Source organism: Gilvimarinus sp. DA14 (genome assembly GCF_024204685.1).
Classification (GTDB): Bacteria; Pseudomonadota; Gammaproteobacteria; order Pseudomonadales; family Cellvibrionaceae; genus Gilvimarinus.
In genome coordinates, this window is the sequence record NZ_CP100350.1 from 2,407,854 (window position 1) to 2,426,190 (window position 18,337).

Below are 18,337 nucleotides of genomic sequence, written 5' to 3' on the forward strand. Positions count from 1 at the left end.
AGCCTAATAGATCAAACCGCGCAGTTAGCTGCCCAGTGTTCCAAAACGCCTTGATACGGCCTTATAAAATGTTCTTCGGCGTATTTTCCCTGTTCAACGCCCAGCTTGCTGCGCTCTTCGCGGTCGTACTCAATCCGAGTTAAGGAGTAGTCACGATGCTGCAAGCTCGGCTGGTAAAATGCACCTGCCTCGCTGTTAGCGTTGTAAATTTCCGGGCGATAAATTTTCTGGAAAGTCTCCATGGTGCTGATGGTGCTGATAAGCTCAAGGTTTGTGTAATCGCTAAGCAAATCGCCAAAAAAGTAAAATGCCAAAGGCGCCGCACTGTTGGGCGGCATAAAATAGCGCACCTGCAGCCCCATTTTTTTAAAGTACTGCTCGGTTAACGAAGGCACATTGGGCTGATACTCAACCCCCAATACCGGATGCTGATTTTCAGTTCGTGTATAAGTTTTGTTATCCGACACGCTCAAGCAAATTACAGGCGGCTTACTAAAATTCTGCTTGTAGGCCGCAGAGCTGATAAAGCTTTTAAAAATTTTGCCATGCAAGTCGCCAAAGTCTGCCGGAACGCTAAACTTCGCTTGATTTTTATTGTGCTCGCGCAGCACCACACTAAAATCATAGTCGCGCACGTAAGAGGAAAAATTATTCCCCACCACGCCTTCAATACGCCTGTTGGTTTCATGATCAACAATCTGCGTTTTTAACACCTCAATCGCTGGAAAGGCTTCATCGCTGCCTTCAATATGCAGATCGACGGAAATAATCTCCAGCTCAAGCGAGTAGCGATCACCCCTAGGGTTGTCCCAATTGGCCAAGGCGTTGAATCGGTTATCGATCATTCGCAGCGCGTTGCGCAGATTCTCCTGCCGACTTTCCCCGCGCGCCAAATTGGCAAAGTTCGTGGTAATACGCGTACTGTCCGCTGGGTGATAATTCTCATCGAAATCAATGCGTTTAATCGAAAACGTAAACTCGCTGTTCATGGTAATCCACCGTCCTTAATCTGAGGCTCAACCCAATGTAACTTTCTGGCTTACAAGGCGAATAAGCATCCTAGTCAGCGTCAACTTGCCTTAAGCCGAAAACAGGTGTGATTTATACGCGAGGGAAAGCATGAACGAAAATGGTATTAATTCATTTATACATGTATAAAATTCATATTTATAACCAAAATGCTCGATTTAAGGCATTTATAAGGGTTGATAGGCGGTCTGGGTGAGCCGGAGAACCTTCTGGATGGAGCTGTAATGGTCTGGGGTGTCAGTGCTGTTGGGGAAAAGTGCAAAACGCTTAAAATTCATGGATCTTTTGACGTTTATATGCCCGTATCGCCGGGCGTGCGAGTTCTCACATTGCAACCAATGCCAAGATTACCAGTAGCACAAAAGTAAGAAGACCAATCAGCGCGGGGGTATTTTCTTTGGCTATTTCATCCATTCTCAACTTCATCAGTTGTCGTTCGTTATCGCAAATCTCATCCCCGCAGCCTCTGCAGTACGCATCCTTGATGGCAACGTGTTCTTGGCAATGGACGCAGCGGTACACATCGCGCAAGTTCCATGGCAAGGCCCCCACCACAGACTGAATATTGTCTTTCATATGATCGATATCGGCAGCCGTAAACCGCACTCCGCACCCTCGGCAGTGCCTATTTCCATGAGCCACTACCGCTTTGCATTGGATACACTGATATATGTCGTTTAGAGTTCTCATATTGCTATCCCTGCCGCTATGCAGATAGATCGCTAGCCTGATCCCGATTTCTTATTATCCAAGCGCTAGGTTATTTCAAAGCTATGGCAAATGTAAGGCCTGATACGAATCAGCATCGCTGATCCCGTAATACCATTTCGTCGTACTGAATCCTTTGTGCTACTGGATGGAGCTTTTTTATGCGTTATTTCCTAATAACCCTTCTAACCGTCTTTTTATTAACTTCTTGCGTAAGCCAACCTGAAGGAGTAACACCCGTAGAGTCATTCGAGCTAAACCGATATTTAGGTAAGTGGTATGAAATCGCCCGGCTAGATCACAGCTTTGAAGAAGACCTAACCCACGTAACCGCCCACTACAGCTTGGACGAGGACGGAAATGTTACCGTGATCAACCGAGGCTATGACGCACAAAAATCTGAATGGAGTGAAGCAGAAGGAACCGCCAAATTCGTCGATTCGCCGGATGTCGGCTTTTTAAAAGTCTCCTTCTTTGGACCTTTCTACGGCTCCTACATCGTGTTTGAACTGGACCAAGACTACCAGCACGCATTCGTCGCAGGCCCCAATACTGATTACCTTTGGCTGCTATCCCGCCAACCAACAGTACCGGACGCCTTAACACAAAAGTTTGAGAACCAGGCCCAAACGCTGGGTTTTCACATCGACCAACTGATTTACGTTGACCAAAGCGAAAGGCCTTAACGCTATTGCTTAAACTGAGTTGTTCAAACAGCTTACTGGGGTAGGTACTTACTTTCGTTACACTAATATAAATTGTAGGCCCTGCCCCAGTGACTCGCGGACTTCAACAAATATATTCAAGTAAACCGTCCCTGGCATTCCTGTATTGACTCGCCAAACCGCTCATCGACGGTTGGCGCATGGTTTGCAGCTTTTTAAGCGATTGGCTCAGCCGCCTTTAGCTCACCCCCTCTAATCTCCCAGACATGTCGTAGCGCGGCGTTTTGCGCGCTTTGTTGATAAACAGGAGACCACTATGTGGACCATTGTGCACCCTATAAGTGCAATACTGGGTAGCGTCGCGCTATTACTGTTAGGCGGCGGACTACTGAACACTCTGTTAACAGTGTCGGGCAGCCAGGCCGGATTCTCGACGGCAACCGTCGGGTTTATCATGTCGGGCTACTTTGTTGGCTTTATGGGCGGCACATTTGTCAGTGGCCGGCTGATCGCTCAGATTGGGCATATCCGGGCTTTTGCGTTTTGCGCCGCGCTGTCTTCCTCTATCGCGTTAATGCACAGCTTGTGGCACAACCCGTACTTCTGGTTTTTGCTAAGAGTTATCTACGGGGTGTCGTTTGTCACCCTCGTGACCGTCACCGAAAGCTGGCTTAATGCGCGCGCCTCTAAAGAAGAGCGCGGCAAAGTGTTTGCTTCTTATATGGTGGTAAACTTAAGTGCCATCGCGCTGGCTCAGCAGCTACTGGGTATTCAAGCTGACGGCCCGCACTTGCTGTTTTCTCTAACGGCCATTTTTATTTGCCTGGCGGTTTTGCCCATCACGATCACCTCCCGCAGCCAACCCCAGGTACCTTCCCGCCCCAAAAGCACACTCAAAAAAGTCTTCCGCTTGTCGCCCCTGGCCGTCGCGGCTGCGGTACTGTCGGGTTTAGCCATGGGAGCGTTTTGGAGCATGGCGCCACTATTCGCCGCAAGCCGAGACTTTGACTTGTCTCAAGTGGGTTGGTTAATGAGCATAACCATCATTGGTGGTGCATTATTGCAAATGCCCATAGGGCGATATTCAGACAAACACGATCGGCGCAGAGTATTAACCGTGGTCTGTGCGGTTGCGGCTATTGCGGCGCTGGCGATGACAGTAACTACCAGCGATAAGTTACTGCTGGCTTTATTTTTTCTTTGGGGCGGAATGTCATTCTCAGTCTACCCGCTTGCCGTTGCCCTAATCATTGACCTGTTAGAGCCCGAGGACGTGGTATCTGGATCAACCGATATGCTCGTCTTACACGGCGCAGGGTCTGTATTCGCGCCCATTGTAGCGGGCAACTTAATGAACCTGACAGGCCCCAATGCCCTGCCTATTTATATTGCCATCGTATTCTTGGTGCTTGGTAGCTATGCCGTCTTCCAAGTGCGAAAACTGTCGACCATACCCGCCGGTGATCCGGCTCACTTCGAACCAATGGTCCAGACTTCTCCCGAGATATTGGAAATGACGGCAGCCCAAGAGGAGTCATCTCAGGTTCCAAATGATGAAGAAGTGAAATAGCACCTTTAGCTGCGGAAAATCTGCACGCAGAGAATGAGTTCCCGACTTCCTTCACTTTGGGATAAATTGTGTTGGCCGAATCCAGCCTTTCTTATGGTTGATTGAATCTAAATAGGTTAAGTCAAGGGAGACTCGGGGTCAGGCCTTACGTTTGACGGTTTTATGTCAATTGTAAGGCCTGACCCCGGAAGCTCGTTCGCTATGCATTGTAGTCTTCGATTGTTATTAGGTACTCAATACTTGATATAAAAATCTTGTAATCACTATTGAGCGCTTGTACTAAGCTTTCTTCAATTCGTTCGATACGCTCTTCCGGGGTTTCATTATTATTGGAAGCTGGTTTAACCATTCTTTGAACGTGCTTTTCAGCAGCATATCGCATTTGAGTTAAATGACCTACTGCTGATTTAGGAAACAATAACTTCGCTTTTGCAATATGTGCATCAAAGCTAGACAACACATCAAAATCCCAGTTTCTGTAAACAAAAAAACTCGTATCGTTGATGAAGTCGTATCGCCTGCCAAATAGTTCATGCTTAAGGCGTTCTCGATCAAGATACGCTTGCCTACCCGAAAGTTGATATTGTTTCCAAGCTACAAAAGCTACTGACGTAGCTATAAGTATTTGCGATATCGAAGCGATTAATTCCATCAACTACCCTCTAGATACAACGCCTCAATAATCGGCGCGGCTTTTTCGCGTCCGGCCCCGAAGGAGCTTAGTTAATTGACTTGTTGTGGTGAATTTAAGGCTCCAGCCTCTTGCCGTAGGCTTCTTGTAATAACTCCACAAGGAATTTTTGTAATGACTCTTTTGGATTATCAGTTTCAGCAACTATCGGCACCACCCCTCTAGCGCGAAGTATTTCTTCCTGGACCACATTTGGACGAGCTAAAAAGATATACGACTTTGGTCTTGTTTTATCGCAACCTTCTTTCTCCCACTGCTTCTGTAACCTAAAAAGAAGATAGCGGATATTGATATCAGACAAGCTGTATCCTAAAAACAAGACAGTCTTACCTAGAACATCGCTCCTTAGCTTTATATCTAGCGGAGATTCAAAGTTCATTCTTTCGAAGTAACTAGATTCCGTGAGAACAATAGACTCATCGTCGTCAAAATCTCCATGAAATTTTATTATTTGAGTCTGATCCTCTTTCGCCGATGCTATATCAGAAACATTAGCAATTTTGCTATAAGGTACTTTCCAATAATCAAAGGACCTTTCGATCCATCTGTCATAGTTTGTTGTATAGATCGCTGATAATTCAAGATCTACAATTGCCTTGTGAATAAGGGATTCAGAAATATTTACATCACCAGAGTGCCAAGTAGTATCCATCCAGCTTCTCAATGGGCCAAGCTTTCCTTTGACTTGATAGTAGTACTCAGCGAGCGTCAGGTAGTCACCCGACATACGGAAAAGCTCTGAATCAAATTCTAACTCTTCTGCCAACTTGCCAATCAGAGAATTAAAAGACGGCAGTCCAAGATTCATTGATAATCCTGCGCCGGCAAAAAGCACTGCTTTCTTATTTCGAATTGCCTCAGCTAACTCATGCATTTATACGTGGCCCCTAATTTTCAGAAACGAGGCGAATTGATCCAGCGCTTTTTTTCTCATGGATATTTCATTCTTTCTCTCTCCAAGCTCGGCGAAAGTCTTTGATTCACCCTCTGGAACGAAGACGCAATCCCATTGAAAGTCTCGGTTGCCAATGGGTTCAGTTGGGACATAGCCTTTCACACAGCCCTCAAACAAGTGGAATCTCTTTCCATCAACAAACCCTATTACGGTCTTTGCCACCAAAGTATTCTCACCACCTTTACCGAAGAGTTGCGTAAATTTATCTGCTTGTAATGTGTCCCAAAATATTTGAGTAAGACCGCCTGGGAGCCCGTTCATGTAATCAATATATAAACCAGTGTGTTCTACAAATAGTGGACGCCCAATTTTCTCAAAAGCCTTAAGCGCTTTATCTTTTACTAGCCGCGATGTGTCCTCAGTTTGCAGCTCTTCGACTTTTGCTTTAACCGGAACAACAGAAACCCCAGCACCTTTAAGAATAAGTGAGGCTTCTTTGATCTTGAATTTATTTCCAGACAGAAATCTTATTTCTAGCAACTCTATTTTCCTTGTACGATGTAAGGACTCTAACGCCCACAACACCGGGCAAATTGGAGCGCAGCGGAGATTTGATCCGAGTGATTGCGCTTGTTAGCTTTTTCGATAAGAGCTAGGCTCAATACAATCACTCACTTTAACCATGTTTCCAGCACCTAAGGTTACATAAAAAAATCCAGCTCTACTTTTCTCATCCACTATATCAACATTACAGATATGATAATGACTGCGCGCTCTGGAGTCTGAATAGAGGCGAAATCTTAGTTCTTCCGTATTTATTTCCACCACAAGACCAGAGAAGTCAAGTTCGTAGCACTTCCTCAAAACTTTTACTTTTGGAGAAGGGAATTTAATTTTGAACTTATCATTGTAGAGCGGTTGAAAATATCTAATTAGCGCGGCTTCAACGAGATCTATTTGTTGCTTTTCCGTTAGAGGGTTTTCTTGAATACTACGAAATCGATTATTTTCTACTTTATTGTCATTCTTTACGCCTGATCTACCATCCATGGTTATAAGTAGTTGGCATGGCTCAAACTTTACCATCAATACTGATATTTCACCGTCAGGATATTTGTGATGGCTATCGGCAAGTATTTTTTGCAATGTTGAGTGGCTTTTAAGCCTTTCATGAGCGGACCTTGAACCATTTCCAAATGCCTGCCCAACGTAAAGGACTTCTAATTGCTTCAGCGGGCTATCCCAATCCTGATTTATTGATATTAAATTTGCGGGTAAGCGCCTTACTTCTCTCCCATCTTTATCATATGTAATGATTTCCCTGTAAGGGTAATCACTTACAGCAAGACTAACTGCACCATCTAATAATGGGAACTTACCTTTATAGCCAAAGTTTTCTTCCTTCCCATCAATTTTGTAGGCAACATCAACTTCTAAAATTTCGCCATCATACTTCATTGTATCTTTGAGGAAGTACGTGGATGGCCTCCTGCAAATTAAATAGATATGACAGGATTTCGAAACGTTTTCTGTCTCCTCATCCATTGTTGCATCAGATTGGATCTGATCTGATGGCATCATAATCCACTTTGAGCTACAAATATGTACGCTATATTCTGAAAGATACTTCCTAGTTTTCTTCATCTACTTCTCAATCTGAAAGCTAACAGCTAATTCATAAGCATGATCAGATATAGACATTATGTGTATATCTGATCATGTATTCCTATATGTAGACATGTCTACATATGAACATGCAAGAAACTGCAGGGGCCTGTTACCCTCTATTCGTTATTTCTAGCAGGCCGCTCAAGCGGCTTTCCTGAACAACAAGCAAAAGGGGAATATAAATGAAGGGCATGCGTCAATTTCTAGATACTGCCCTGTCCTATTCCCAGCCTCCTGGCTACGCCACTGTTTTATAGTTGTGCTGCGTGACAATAAATAAACGTATATTTTGATGAGGAAAATAGTGCCATGGGCTAACCCCTTTTGCAACGGGTTGCTGTCTGATGTCTGACGTTAGACACTTCAGCAAGGACTTTGCCTTTTGACGATCCGAAGTACGTGGCCTTACTACGAAGTACCGCTTTTTGCCCCCTTTACATCTAGGCCGAATGGAAATCGGTTTTAGCGGGTAAGCGAACAGGAAGTTTGCGCAAGTATCGTTAGGCCATGGACGGCCTATCGATACAGCCCGCTAAAATCGATTGGAATGAGGGTACCCGCAGGGCCAGATGTTGGAGCGCGGCTTTTGGGTACTTTTGGCCAAGACCAAAAGTACCTCGCAACGCCCGGCGACACGGGCATACAAACCAGCCCGCCCGGGCAATCCAATTAAAAATTATGAGAGTTACCCATTCCCCGGCCACTGCTGCGAACAATGCAAAGTTCTAAGCACCTCCACCCCACTACCCCCTTCACGATAAATAACCACAAAGGGCAAACCGTCAATGACGAGTTCTCGGGTATTTCTAACTCGGCCCTGCCGACCCGCACGAGGGTGCTGGGACAGGATCAGCTCGGCGGTGTTAATAATGGACAGCACGACATCTATTGCAATACTCGGGTCGCTGTCTTCGGCGATATACTGCTCTATTATTTCTAAATCCTGCGCCGCCAGATCAGTCCACTTTAGCGGCACGCTTTGCCTCCCAGCGGGCTTTTAAATCCGCATGGTCGATCAGGCGGTTGGCATCGGCGGCGGCTACGCCTTGCTCCACCTCGCGGATAAACCATTCCTCGCGGGCGATATACTGTTTAATCGCCTCGGCCATTAACCAGGCACGCGGCCTGTCCATAGCGTCTGCCATCTGCCCGATTCGGGCGAGGGTTTCATCGTCCAGCCTTACCGACGTTGCTTTAAGAGACATGAGGTTCTCCGAGGTTCTAAAAGGTTCTTAGTATATCTGAGGGGGTTGGAGCTGTATATTATTTGTACTTTGGCTGATGAGTTTTGTATGCCCGTGTCGCCGGGCGTTGCGAGTTACTTTTTTCGGCAAAAAGTAACCAAAAACCTCGCCCAACATCTGGCCCCTTCGGGGTCCCCTCCCTCCGGCCAATTTTAGCGGTCGGTCTAAACCGCACGTCCATGTGCGCTTAGACCTTTCGCGCTCGTCCAGAGCGCTCAACCCCTAAAATCGGCCTCCGCTCGGCTCAGCTGTAAACGGGCGAAAACCCCAATTGGCTCCACGCTTATACCCCTGAAAAAAGCCAAATAAATTAATTTCAACCGACATAAAGGCAAGGGCTTGATTCTAAATTCAACTACGAAGTGCCGCTTTCGGCCCCCGTAGAGCCCGCCGAACGGAAGTCTGTTTTTGGGGGTACGCGCACAGGACGTGCGCACAAGCATCGTCAGGCCAGGGACGGCCTGTCGATGCGGCCCGCAAAAACAGGCTGGAGTGAGGGTACCCGTAGGGCGGGATCTCCGGGGAAGGGTTTTTGGTTACTTTTTACACCTAAAAAGTAACTCGCAACGCCCGGCGACACGGGCCTACAAACCTTACAGTTGCGGCAAAAAATTCAAAGTATAATTCCGTGTAGTAACAACCACATCACTACGCGCCGGGAAGGTAATCAACTTAACCCGCGCCAAAACCTTCGCCTCCAAATCCGGATCGTTCAGGCCAGAGCTGACGATGCTGACATCCGCCAAGGTACCGTCGGGATTAATCACCAGTTTTAACACCACCTTGCCCTGCAGCGCGGGGTTGCTGCGCAGGGCGCGGCGGTAGTAGCGATCCAGCGCGCTGGCGTGTTGGCTCATGATTTGGCGAATTTCTTCGTCGGTGCGCTCGGATGCAGCGCGGCTTTTGGCGGGCGCGGCTGAGGCCACGGCATCTTCACCGCCCAGCGGGCTTTCTACCTGCGTGGTTTCGCGGCCCGACAGGGCGACACCACCGGTGTCGGTGGAAAGCGCTGCAGTGTTGATACCGCCGCTGTCGGCTTCAGCATTACTAGTAATTAAATCGCGCTGGGCGCGTTCGGCTTCGGCCTGGCCACGGGTTATGTTTTCGCTGGCAACGGCTTTGGTATCGATGGCCTCGCGCATATCCGCCAGGGCGTCTTGAAACTGCAGTACGCCGGTGGTTTTGGCTTTTTCCCGCGCTTTATCCACTTCGGTGATGGGCTCTGGCTCGGGTTGTTCTTCCGGTTCGGGTTCCGGCTCCGGTTCGGGCACCTCTTCCGGCTCCGGCGGCTCTTCGGGCTCGGGTTCTTCTTCCGGTTCTGGCTCGGGCTCTGGTTCAGGCGGCGGTGGGGGCGGCTCGATTTCCTGTTTTTCTAACAGTACCCGCGCCAGTTGCGGCGGCAGCTCTTCTTTTTCGGCGCGTTCAATTTCCGGCAGTTGAATAAGCGGCACCACCACCCCGGCGATGGCAAATACGGCCACGGCGCCGATCAGGATTTTGCCAAAGCGCGAGTCGTCGGCCGCGCTGCGGGCAAAGGGCGATTGCCATTCTGGTGTCTGCCTGCGAGCCATTACTGCACGGCCCCCTCAAGCGCTTCGCCGCGTTTGTCGGCGGTTTTGTTAACCGCTAAAGCGATATCGCGGTAGCCCGCCTGGGCGCAGGTATTCATAACCTGTTTGAGCAGGGTATAGGGAATGGCTTTGTCGCCCATAATTGTGATGGGCAGGCCCTTGGCCTGTTGCTCGGGGGTGATGTTGCGGCGCGAGGCGCGGTATTCCAGCTCGGCTAGCAGGGGCTCGATTTCCGGGTCTTCGCCAATGCTGGCAATGTCGGTTACCGGGCGGCCGCCCACCAGAATGTTCTCGTCGTTTACCATGACCACCAAGGTGGTTTCGGGCACTGTGTCGGCGATAGAGGCTGGCAGCTTGATGGATTTGTCGTTGGTCAGTACCTCAACGTCAGACGAGTTGACCAACAAAAAGAACACCAGGATGGTGAAAATATCCATCAGCGATACCAGGTTCAGCTTGGGTACCTTCTGGTTGCGGCGATGGTGCTTGGCCATGCGCTTGGCGCGCAGTGATTGTTTCATGGCGCACCTCCGCTCACCGTGTCGCAGGGCACTTGATCGCGCAGCGGGTCATTGTCGGGGGCATCGCCCAGAGAGATTTGCGGAAACAGCGAGGCATCCACCACGTTGGCGGCCACCACGGCTTTAAACGAGCGCACCGCATCCATGGTACTGACAATGGTTTGGTAATCCGTGTCTGGCTGGGCCAAGAGGACAATGTCGTTTTTCTCGATCTGGTATTCGTCTTCGAGGCGGATTTTGATTTGCTTGAGCGCCTCGGTCAGCTCGGCGTAGTTGTGAGTACCGGCCATGTCGCCATCGATGTGCGGGCAGACGGAAAACGCGCGGTTGCCCGCCGGGTGATTAATACCCAGGTAATCCGGGTAGAGAACCACTTCCAGAAAGTCCATATCCTCGGAGTCTTCGGCGCTGCTGGCCGAGACGGAATCCGGCAGGTTGAGCTCCAGCACGGTAATGCGCGAGAACACCATGCTCAGCAACAGCACCGGCACCAATACGATCATCAGATTCATAAAGGAGGTGATGTTGAGCTCGGCTTCCTCGTTGTGGCGCCGTCTTCTAAAGCGCATGGGCCAGCCTTACACCCCGGCTCTGGGAGCGGGCTGACTGGCGGCGGCCGCTTTGGGCTGGGCGCTGCCGGTCAGAAGGTTAAGGCACTTCACCCCGGTCATTTCCAGCGAGTCTACAAGCTCGGTGGTTTTGGTTTGCAGCATGGCGTGAAACAGCAGCAGCGGAATGGCGGAAATAAGACCGAAGGCGGTGGTGTTCATGGCCACCGAAATACTGTTAGAGAGCAAGGTGGCTTTCTCGGCGGGGTCGGCCTCGGCCACGGCGGTAAACGCGGCAATCAGGCCGATAATGGTACCTAAAAGCCCTAAAAGGGTGGCGATATTCGCCAAAGTCGCTAAGTAAGGCGTGCGTTTCTCAAGCCGCGGCATGGCCTCTAATACGCCCTCTTCCATGGCCAGTTCGATGTCGTCGCGATTGCCCGACTGGCCCATGCGCGCCACCCCGGCGGCTACGATGCGAGCGATGGGGGCATCGTCTGAGCGGCCCAGTTGCACTACGCCCTGATAGTCGCGTTTTTTCAGCAGCGGCATCACCCGGTTAAACGCCTGGCTGTTGGCGCGGCGCGCGGCGCTGAGCACCAGATAGCGTTCTACCGCAATCACCAGGCCGATAATCAGCACCAGCGCGATGGGGTACATAAAAGGCCCACCGTTTTGGAAAAAGCGCACGATTGTGGAGAAAAAATCCATAGTTATTTACCTTGTGTGTTGCTCTGCGCCGCTGGGCGTCCCCCAAAATACCGGCGCATTATGCCTCAGTTGTCTGTCTCGGTTGATGTAGGTTGCGGCGTTTCTGTTACCTGTGTCTCATTTTTATCGCTCGCTTGCGATGCCGGCTCAATCTGATCCAGCAGGTTTAACTCGCGGTGAAGCTCAGAGCGCTCTAAATGCTCAAATACAGCGGCGGACTGATCGCGTACCACATCGTACTTAAGCGTGGGGCTGTCGGGCGTTTGCCAGGGCACAATGTACAGCACCTGGGGCTGCTCCTGATTACCGGTGATGGTACTTTCCAGGCGCTCATCCTGCGCTTGTGCCGCCAGCGGCAATAACAGCGCGGCGATTAACACTGCTGAGTTTAAAACTAAGGGTTTCACTGCACCCCCTGTGCGGCCATGCGCCGCTGTAAGTCGATAATCCAACCCGCCAGCTGCGTATCCGGCGCGCCCTGGGTTTGCTCGGTCAGGTACTGGGCGGCCTGATAGTGCAGCAGCGCCTGGGGCCAGTCGCCGGTGTAAATATCTTGCAAAATGCCCAGGTTTTTGTGGCTGGCGATTGAGTGCGGCCACACCGCCAGTGCCTGCTCGTACAGCTTTTGCGCCTCGGCAAAATTGCCTTCGCGCCGCTCTAGCGCCGCCAAATGGTTGTAGGCATCCACATTCAGCGGGTTGGCGGCCAGGGCGCGGTCAAAGGCGGCGCGGGCCTGACCCGGCTCATTCAGCTGTACCCAGACAATACCGAGGTTAAGCCAGGGGCCGGATAACTCGGGCGCCTGTACCACCAGCGCCTGTAAAGTGTGGCGCGCATCGCTCCAGCGCTGTTGCGTCATTTGCTGTTGGGCGGTGGCAAAATCGCTTTGTATGTTGGCGCTTACCTTGGGTGCGGGGCTTTGCAGGTAAGGATTAATGGTAACAGGGCCCGGCGGTAGCGCGGCGTTAAAGGCCGGCTCGCTGGCTTCCGCCTCGGCCATGTCCGCCTCGGCGGTGGCGGCATCATTAGGCTGCTCGGGGGAGCTGGCGCAGGCGCTCAGCAGCAACACACCCCATAACCCCAGCAGTGGCTTAGCGAATCTCACGGGCCACCTCCACGATTTGTTCCTGTTTGCCGTAGCGCGCGGGCAGTAACTTTGCCAGCGACTGAATGCTGGCCGCGACCCAGTCGTCGTAAAGCCCCTGCCAGCTGCGCTGGGCATTGGCTTCGTGTAAGTCGATGGCTTTTTCTTCAAAGGGGTAGGTCTGTTCTTCCAGCAGAATATCGTATTGCTCCAACTCCAGCGCGTTGAGGTTGGCGGGCCGTTCGGAGTCCATTAAATCGCGCGCCAGCGAGGTGTAAATTTCGCCGATAAAGAAATTCGCGCGGGTGGTAAAGTCCGCCACTTTAAAATCCAGCACCCGCTGTTGCGCGGCCAGGGCCGCATCCAGCGCGCTGCGCTTTTGCCCCAGGCTCTGTTTGATAGGCAGAGTGAGGGCGATATTTTTAAACCGGTGGTAGGGCGCTTCGGCCAGCGTGGTCGCCGCCTGCGCGCCCAAATAGCGACTGCGCTCGGTGGGATTTTGCTGCGCGGTTTTAACAATGCGCGCCAGCCAAAAATCCCGGCTTTCGCTATCGCCCACCTCGTTGTAAAGCTCGGACAGGCGCAGCTCTACCTCCAGCCGCTCGCTGACGGGTTCGGCGTAATTGTGGGCGTAGTCGCGGTAGTGGTCGCGGGCCTGCTCCCAGTCGCCTTCTTTGTCGTAGTACTCGGCGGCGCTTAGCAGCGACTGGCGGCCCAGCTCGGTGCCGGCGTTGGCGCTGGCCTGGGCACTCAGCAGCGTAGCGGCGGCGGCCCAGTTGCCCTGCGCCTCGTGAATCACAATCAGTTTGGCGGGCAGGCGGGCGCTCAGTTCGTGGTTGGGATAGGCGGTTTTAAACTCGCTTAAGAGCTGTTGCGCCTGGGCATAGTCACCGGCCATTTGCGCGGTGTGCCCGGCATCGAACAAGGCGGTGGCGGCAATGCTGGTGCCCGGCAGCTCGGTGTGAATGCGCAGCAGCTGGTTAATAGCGGTGGCGTTATCGCCACTGGCCAGGGCTAACTGCGCCTGCTGGTAAATACTGGCGGCAATGCGCTCGCGCAGCTCGGCGGCGGTGGGCGAGCCGGGCTTTTGGCCGTAGTTGGCGTGTAGCTCCAGCGCCTGCCAGTAGGCGGCCTCGGCCTCGGGGTAAAGCTGTTGTTCAAACTCTGAATGCCCCAGGGTCAGCCAGGCGGTGTAGAGCAAGTCGCCCTCTGGGGCGGGCTGCCAGGTAATCACCCGCCGCGCCACCTGCGAGGCGCGCGCCAGCTCGCCCTGGTACATCAGCTCGGGGGCGGCCTGGGTTAATACCGCAATGGCGCGCTCATCCTGTGGGTAGGTGTCGGCAAATTTAATGGCGTTGTCGATTTTGCGCTCTTGCCACTGCCACAGTTTGCTCTGCACCGGCTCATCGGTCAGCGAATCGGTGGGCAGGTTTTCGCCCGCCTTCGAGCGCTCAATCAGGTTTTGGCTCAGCAGTACCGCGCTGTAGCCGGCATCGGCGCCATAGGTTGGGTCTATGCGCTCAAACGCCACGGTTTCGTAGGCGCCCAGCGCCGCGATGGTGCGGCCGCTTTCGTTGTAGGCCTCGGCCATCAGGAAGTTGACCTCGCCGGCGCGTTCATCCAGCGGGAAAGTGAGCAGAAATTCTTCGTACAGCTCGGCGGCATCGGCGTAGGCACGGCGCACATCCGCGCGGGATGGGGCCAGGGCATCGGCATCGTCTTGCGCTTTGGCCAGGCGCTGCGCTTCGGCATGGTTGTGGCGCGCCAGCTCTTCCAGATACAGCTTGAGCTTACCCAAAGCCTGCGCACTCATATTGCGCGGCCGGTTGCTGCGCACCACCTGCCGCGCCGCCAGACCGGTGGCGGGGGTGGCAATACCGGCGCGGGCCTGCCAGTAGTTGCTGTAAATACCATAGTGATTCACGTAAGCGCGCTTGGCGGGCAGCACCAGGGAGGGAAAGCCGCCCGCCTGATACACCTCAATTTCGCGAATGGAAAAGTCGGGCGCGATGTCTGCACTGGGGTTATTGCTGACAAAGCGGGCGTAGGTATCGGCGCTGTCCAGGTAGCGCTCTTGGCTCAGGTACAGCTCGCCCAGCTGCTGGTAGAGCAAGTATTGATAGGGCCGGGCGCCGATGTCTTGCTGCTGTTCGGCAATAGACTGGGCGCCGTCGAGGTTGGCGTAGGTAAAGCTGAGCACCCGCAGGGTGTCGTCTACCAGATTGCGCTGATTGGGGTCCATACGCGACATCGCCGTGGCCACTTGCGAGGGCAGTACCGCGCCTGCAAAGGCGTCGTCCAACAGCTGGGTAAACTGACCCAGCGCATCGCTGTAGCGCGATTGCTTGTAAGCGGCCCAGCCCTGCATGTACAGGGCATTATCGGCAAAGGCGCTGGTGGGGCTGGTGGCAACTTCAAGGTACAGGGCCTCGGCCAGTTCGTAATCGCCTGCGGCAAAGGCGCGCTCGGCGCGGCGGAACTGCGCCTCGTGAATGTAGGGGGACTCGGGAAAGCGCTGCGCCAGCTCGTCCAGAGTGGCGGCGGCTTCGCGGTCGCGACCGTCCAGTGCGTAGGCTTTGGCGAGTTTGTAGTAAAGGGCATCCGGCGCGCTCGCCACCGATTGCGCCGGGTCTGCCTCGTAGGTGGCTACCAGCGCTTGATAGTGACTGATGGGCTCGGCGAAAAAGGCGGTTAACGTGCGAGCCTCTTGCTGGGCCTGTTCGCTGCGGGCCATTTCCAAATCCGCCAGGCGCACCTGAATGTGGTGGCGCACTTCGGGGTCGGTGGCCACCAGCAGGGCGGCGCGGTATTGGGCCTCTATCTGCTCCAGATTTTCAGCGGCCACACCTTCGTCGTGCCTAGGGATGACGGGCTCGGGCAGGTCTGCCAGGGTGCGGCTGTCCTCTACCGGGTTATGGCCGCAGGCCGACAACACCAGCAATAGCGCCAACGGCAAGATGAACGAGGACGGCGCGCGATGCCAATTCATTGCGCCACCTCAGGCAGTTGCGGGCCGTCTGTGGGGGTATCGGCGCGATAGGCATCGTCCAGCAGGCGCGCGATACTGAGGCGCGTTTGCGCCAGATAGTCGTTAAGGCGGGCGCGGTGCCCCTGTAAATGCTCGGTTAACGTAGTGGCTAAGGCCTCGGCGCGGGCGTTGATGGCGCTGCGCAACCCGGCCAGCTGCTGGCTGTTTTGCTGGCTTACTTGCGCCAAACGGGCGAGATCGGCGTCGATATCCGGGTCTTCTGCCAGCAATTGCTCAATACTTGCTGCACGGGTTTGTGACTGTTCGAGTGTGGTATCAATCTGATGCAAACGCTTTTGAATCTGCCAGGTGTTGTGGGCGAAGTTCTGCTCGGCGCGCCAACTTAAAATACCGCGATAGAGCTCGAGCTTAGCAGCGGCATCCGCTGGGGCGCGGCCACTGGCCGCCAGCCGCTGCAGGGCGGTTTCGGCGTTTTGTAAACGCTGATACAAAGCCGCGGTGTCGCCTTCGGCCAGGGCCAAAGCATCACGCTGCTGGCGCACATTGGCCAGGGTATTGGCCAGTTGATCGCGCTCTTGCATCAGTTCGGCGGGCTGTTGCAGCAGGCCGCTGTCGGCCACCTGCTGGGCGCGGGCGGCGCGGCGGCTGCGTTTTTCCTCCAGCAGTTGACTGTAAATGGCGAGCTTGTGGCTCCAATGATCGAGCTTATCCGCCAAGCCGAGTAAGTCCCGCAGGTTTTGCACCTGAGCTTGAAATTCGTCGCTGATTAACAGCCCATCCAGATAGGTTAAATCGCTGCTCATCACGCTTACGCTATCCAGCGTGAGCCAGTTTTGTTTTTGTGCGCCCGGGGCGCTGCTAAGACTGGGGTGCGGCGCATCGCCGGTTAATTGCGCCAGCAACGCCTCGCGGCTCATGGCGCTGATGGCGGTATCGAGATTCGCAAGCTCGGTGTTAAGCAGCTGCTCCGACTCGCGGTAGGCACCCAGGGCGGCGCCGGTGGCATCAATTTGCTCGTAGGCCCAGGGCACGGCGAGTAAGGATTCCTGCACCGCCGGGTCCAGCAGTGAACGCTGGCGCAGCGCCTGCCAGGGCTTTAGCGCCAGTACATAGTCGTGGTAGCTGGCGGCGGCCCAGCCATAGCCCAGCAGGGCGCGATTGGCCAGGGCGTTATCCAGCCGTACCTCGCGAAATGCGGCCTTGGCCGAGGCGTAATCGCGCTGGCCCAAGTAGCTGTAGCCGAGGGCGGTATAGGTTTTGTCGCGCACCGCGAGGTACTCTTCTACCCGGTTGTTATCCTCGGGCGGCTCGGCCTCGAGCATGGCGTTGTAATAGCTTTGCGCGCGAATGGGATCGCCTGCGCGGGCCGCGCTATTGCCCAAGTTAAGCAGCGCCAGATACAGGTTATCGCCTAGGGGTTCGAGCAAGCTCTGGGCGCTGTTTAAGCTGGGCGCGCCGCTGGATTGAATTTGTAAATGCACCGCGAGCAGCGCCGCTTCGTCTTGCAGTGACGCGGGCAAAGCGCCTTCTAACGCCTGTAGATGATTCGCCGCTGCGGGGTAGTCGCCCGCCTGATAGCTGAGCCGCGCGAGAAAGAAATGCGCGGTATCGCGTACCTCGGGGGCTTCGCCCTGGCCTAAGTGGGCGGCGAATTCGGCGCGGGCTTTGTCGGTCATGCCGAAGGCCAGGTACATACCGGCGCGCATTAATTCTGGGTAGTGCCCATGGCCGCTGATGCCGCCCTGCTGGCGGGCAAGCTCAAGGGTCGAGAGCGCCTCGGCGTAGTCGCCCTGGTAGTAGTGGTACAGGCCCTCGCCGTAGTCCAGGTTTTGCGCCGCGCTGTGCTTGTCGCTGGCACCGGGGGTTTCTGCAGCGCTCGCAACACTGCTGAGGCACATCACTAATGCCAGGCACAGGCTGTGGCTTACAGCTCCCATTGTTTGATTTCAAACACCGGTTGCAGCTTGGCGGTGGAGTCGACAATTTTTAACTCCAGCACCACGGGCGCTGTGGATTTATCAATGGTGATGGCGGCAGCGCGCTTGTAGGGCTGGCCCTGCGGGCCAATGCCGGTAAAAAAGGCGCTGATTTCGTGACTGCCGCTTTTGACGTTACCGATATACAGCTTTTGGATACCGCCGCGAATCAGGGCATCGACCTGTTTTTCGGTATAGAGCTCGGCGGCGACAAAGGTGTCGTCGATTTTGAGTTTCACCGCATCCAGGGCGAAGTACTCGGCCACATCCATGCTGAGATACACCGCCACCTGGCTGTTGGGCGGGTAGAGCAACTCTTCTTCAAGAATCAGCAAATCGCGATTGAGATTAAGCGCGCTCTGCTTCAGCGCCTCGGCATCGTCTGCGCTGGCCTGCGCGAAAGCTGGCGCCGCCCCCAAGCAAAGCGCCAGCAGTAAGAGAATTCGAATCATGGTGTCTTCCTATGA

19 protein-coding genes are annotated in these 18,337 nt (G+C 53.6%); 2 read left to right on the plus strand and 17 right to left on the minus strand.

Annotated elements, in window-relative coordinates; genetic code table 11:
* Positions 1-11: 11 nt before the first annotated feature.
* Both NHM04_RS10555 and NHM04_RS10560 read right to left on the minus strand, forming a co-directional pair.
* Positions 12-989: a DUF1852 domain-containing protein gene (locus NHM04_RS10555; protein ID WP_254263758.1), complete on the minus strand. Its 978-nt coding sequence runs from the start codon at positions 987-989 to the stop codon at positions 12-14.
* Positions 990-1,353: 364 nt separating this feature from the next.
* The gene (locus NHM04_RS10560; RefSeq protein ID WP_256526346.1) at positions 1,354-1,719 is read right to left on the minus strand and encodes a zinc ribbon domain-containing protein; all 366 of its coding nucleotides are present in this window, start codon (positions 1,717-1,719) and stop codon (positions 1,354-1,356) included.
* A 179-nt stretch (positions 1,720-1,898) separates the two neighbouring features.
* On the opposite strand from NHM04_RS10560, the gene NHM04_RS10565 reads away from it, so the two are divergent.
* Positions 1,899-2,423, plus strand: coding sequence for a lipocalin family protein (locus tag NHM04_RS10565; protein WP_254263760.1), 525 nt, complete (start codon positions 1,899-1,901; stop codon positions 2,421-2,423).
* A 295-nt stretch (positions 2,424-2,718) separates the two neighbouring features.
* Positions 2,719-3,972 (plus strand): MFS transporter, encoded by a 1,254-nt coding sequence (locus tag NHM04_RS10570; protein ID WP_254263761.1) that lies wholly within the window; start codon positions 2,719-2,721, stop codon positions 3,970-3,972.
* 199 nt (positions 3,973-4,171) lie between these two features.
* On the opposite strand, the gene NHM04_RS10575 is transcribed toward NHM04_RS10570, so the two are convergent.
* From NHM04_RS10575 to NHM04_RS10645, 15 genes are all read right to left on the minus strand, one after another.
* Entirely contained in the window at positions 4,172-4,624 is a 453-nt protein-coding gene (locus tag NHM04_RS10575) for a hypothetical protein (protein WP_254263762.1), read from the minus strand.
* Positions 4,625-4,718: 94 nt separating this feature from the next.
* Positions 4,719-5,537 (minus strand): SIR2 family protein, encoded by an 819-nt coding sequence (locus NHM04_RS10580; RefSeq protein ID WP_254263763.1) that lies wholly within the window; start codon positions 5,535-5,537, stop codon positions 4,719-4,721.
* Positions 5,538-6,098 (minus strand): non-canonical purine NTP pyrophosphatase, encoded by a 561-nt coding sequence (locus tag NHM04_RS10585; RefSeq protein WP_254263764.1) that lies wholly within the window; start codon positions 6,096-6,098, stop codon positions 5,538-5,540.
* A gap of 93 nt (positions 6,099-6,191) precedes the next feature.
* A complete protein-coding gene (locus NHM04_RS10590; RefSeq protein ID WP_254263765.1) occupies positions 6,192-7,139 on the minus strand; it encodes a hypothetical protein in 948 nt (315 codons plus the stop codon).
* 772 nt (positions 7,140-7,911) lie between these two features.
* Positions 7,912-8,202 (minus strand): type II toxin-antitoxin system RelE/ParE family toxin, encoded by a 291-nt coding sequence (locus NHM04_RS10595; protein WP_254263766.1) that lies wholly within the window; start codon positions 8,200-8,202, stop codon positions 7,912-7,914.
* Positions 8,183-8,431 carry a CopG family ribbon-helix-helix protein gene (locus tag NHM04_RS10600; RefSeq protein WP_254263767.1) on the minus strand — a complete coding sequence of 83 codons (249 nt, stop codon included), beginning with the start codon at positions 8,429-8,431 and terminating at the stop codon, positions 8,183-8,185. Before NHM04_RS10600 ends, NHM04_RS10595 begins: the two co-directional genes overlap by 20 nt.
* 632 nt (positions 8,432-9,063) lie before the next feature.
* Positions 9,064-10,041, minus strand: a complete 978-nt coding sequence (locus NHM04_RS10605; RefSeq protein WP_254263768.1) for an AgmX/PglI C-terminal domain-containing protein — start codon at positions 10,039-10,041, stop codon at positions 9,064-9,066.
* Positions 10,041-10,562: a biopolymer transporter ExbD gene (locus NHM04_RS10610; protein ID WP_254263769.1), complete on the minus strand. Its 522-nt coding sequence runs from the start codon at positions 10,560-10,562 to the stop codon at positions 10,041-10,043. The genes NHM04_RS10605 and NHM04_RS10610 overlap by 1 nt, the downstream gene beginning before the upstream one ends.
* Entirely contained in the window at positions 10,559-11,131 is a 573-nt protein-coding gene (locus tag NHM04_RS10615) for a biopolymer transporter ExbD (RefSeq protein ID WP_254263770.1), read from the minus strand. The genes NHM04_RS10610 and NHM04_RS10615 overlap by 4 nt, the downstream gene beginning before the upstream one ends.
* Before the next feature lie 9 nt (positions 11,132-11,140).
* Positions 11,141-11,821, minus strand: coding sequence for a MotA/TolQ/ExbB proton channel family protein (locus NHM04_RS10620; protein ID WP_020211009.1), 681 nt, complete (start codon positions 11,819-11,821; stop codon positions 11,141-11,143).
* A 65-nt stretch (positions 11,822-11,886) separates the two neighbouring features.
* Positions 11,887-12,228, minus strand: a complete 342-nt coding sequence (locus tag NHM04_RS10625; protein ID WP_254263771.1) for a hypothetical protein — start codon at positions 12,226-12,228, stop codon at positions 11,887-11,889.
* Complete coding sequence (locus NHM04_RS10630; protein ID WP_254263772.1) at positions 12,225-12,926, minus strand: tetratricopeptide repeat protein; 702 nt, start codon at positions 12,924-12,926, stop codon at positions 12,225-12,227. The genes NHM04_RS10625 and NHM04_RS10630 overlap by 4 nt, the downstream gene beginning before the upstream one ends.
* Entirely contained in the window at positions 12,913-15,894 is a 2,982-nt protein-coding gene (locus tag NHM04_RS10635; RefSeq protein WP_254263773.1) for a tetratricopeptide repeat protein, read from the minus strand. Before NHM04_RS10635 ends, NHM04_RS10630 begins: the two co-directional genes overlap by 14 nt.
* On the minus strand, positions 15,891-17,831 hold the full coding sequence (locus NHM04_RS10640; RefSeq protein WP_254263774.1) for a hypothetical protein: 1,941 nt from the start codon (positions 17,829-17,831) through the stop codon (positions 15,891-15,893). Before NHM04_RS10640 ends, NHM04_RS10635 begins: the two co-directional genes overlap by 4 nt.
* Entirely contained in the window at positions 17,819-18,322 is a 504-nt protein-coding gene (locus NHM04_RS10645) for an AraC family transcriptional regulator (RefSeq protein WP_254263775.1), read from the minus strand. The genes NHM04_RS10640 and NHM04_RS10645 overlap by 13 nt, the downstream gene beginning before the upstream one ends.
* Between the last annotated feature and the right edge of the window lie 15 nt (positions 18,323-18,337).

Coding starts and splice junctions, on each gene's coding strand:
- NHM04_RS10600 (WP_254263767.1), bottom strand. CDS start 8,431: ATGTCTCTTAAAGCAACGTCGGTAAGGCTGGACGATGAAACCCTCGCC.
- NHM04_RS10560 (WP_256526346.1), bottom strand. CDS start 1,719: ATGAGAACTCTAAACGACATATATCAGTGTATCCAATGCAAAGCGGTA.
- NHM04_RS10565 (WP_254263760.1), top strand. CDS start 1,899: ATGCGTTATTTCCTAATAACCCTTCTAACCGTCTTTTTATTAACTTCT.
- NHM04_RS10605 (WP_254263768.1), bottom strand. CDS start 10,041: ATGGCTCGCAGGCAGACACCAGAATGGCAATCGCCCTTTGCCCGCAGC.
- NHM04_RS10580 (WP_254263763.1), bottom strand. CDS start 5,537: ATGCATGAGTTAGCTGAGGCAATTCGAAATAAGAAAGCAGTGCTTTTT.
- NHM04_RS10635 (WP_254263773.1), bottom strand. CDS start 15,894: ATGAATTGGCATCGCGCGCCGTCCTCGTTCATCTTGCCGTTGGCGCTA.
- NHM04_RS10575 (WP_254263762.1), bottom strand. CDS start 4,624: ATGGAATTAATCGCTTCGATATCGCAAATACTTATAGCTACGTCAGTA.
- NHM04_RS10615 (WP_254263770.1), bottom strand. CDS start 11,131: ATGCGCTTTAGAAGACGGCGCCACAACGAGGAAGCCGAGCTCAACATC.
- NHM04_RS10620 (WP_020211009.1), bottom strand. CDS start 11,821: ATGGATTTTTTCTCCACAATCGTGCGCTTTTTCCAAAACGGTGGGCCT.
- NHM04_RS10555 (WP_254263758.1), bottom strand. CDS start 989: ATGAACAGCGAGTTTACGTTTTCGATTAAACGCATTGATTTCGATGAG.
- NHM04_RS10645 (WP_254263775.1), bottom strand. CDS start 18,322: ATGATTCGAATTCTCTTACTGCTGGCGCTTTGCTTGGGGGCGGCGCCA.
- NHM04_RS10590 (WP_254263765.1), bottom strand. CDS start 7,139: ATGATGCCATCAGATCAGATCCAATCTGATGCAACAATGGATGAGGAG.
- NHM04_RS10640 (WP_254263774.1), bottom strand. CDS start 17,831: ATGGGAGCTGTAAGCCACAGCCTGTGCCTGGCATTAGTGATGTGCCTC.
- NHM04_RS10570 (WP_254263761.1), top strand. CDS start 2,719: ATGTGGACCATTGTGCACCCTATAAGTGCAATACTGGGTAGCGTCGCG.
- NHM04_RS10610 (WP_254263769.1), bottom strand. CDS start 10,562: ATGAAACAATCACTGCGCGCCAAGCGCATGGCCAAGCACCATCGCCGC.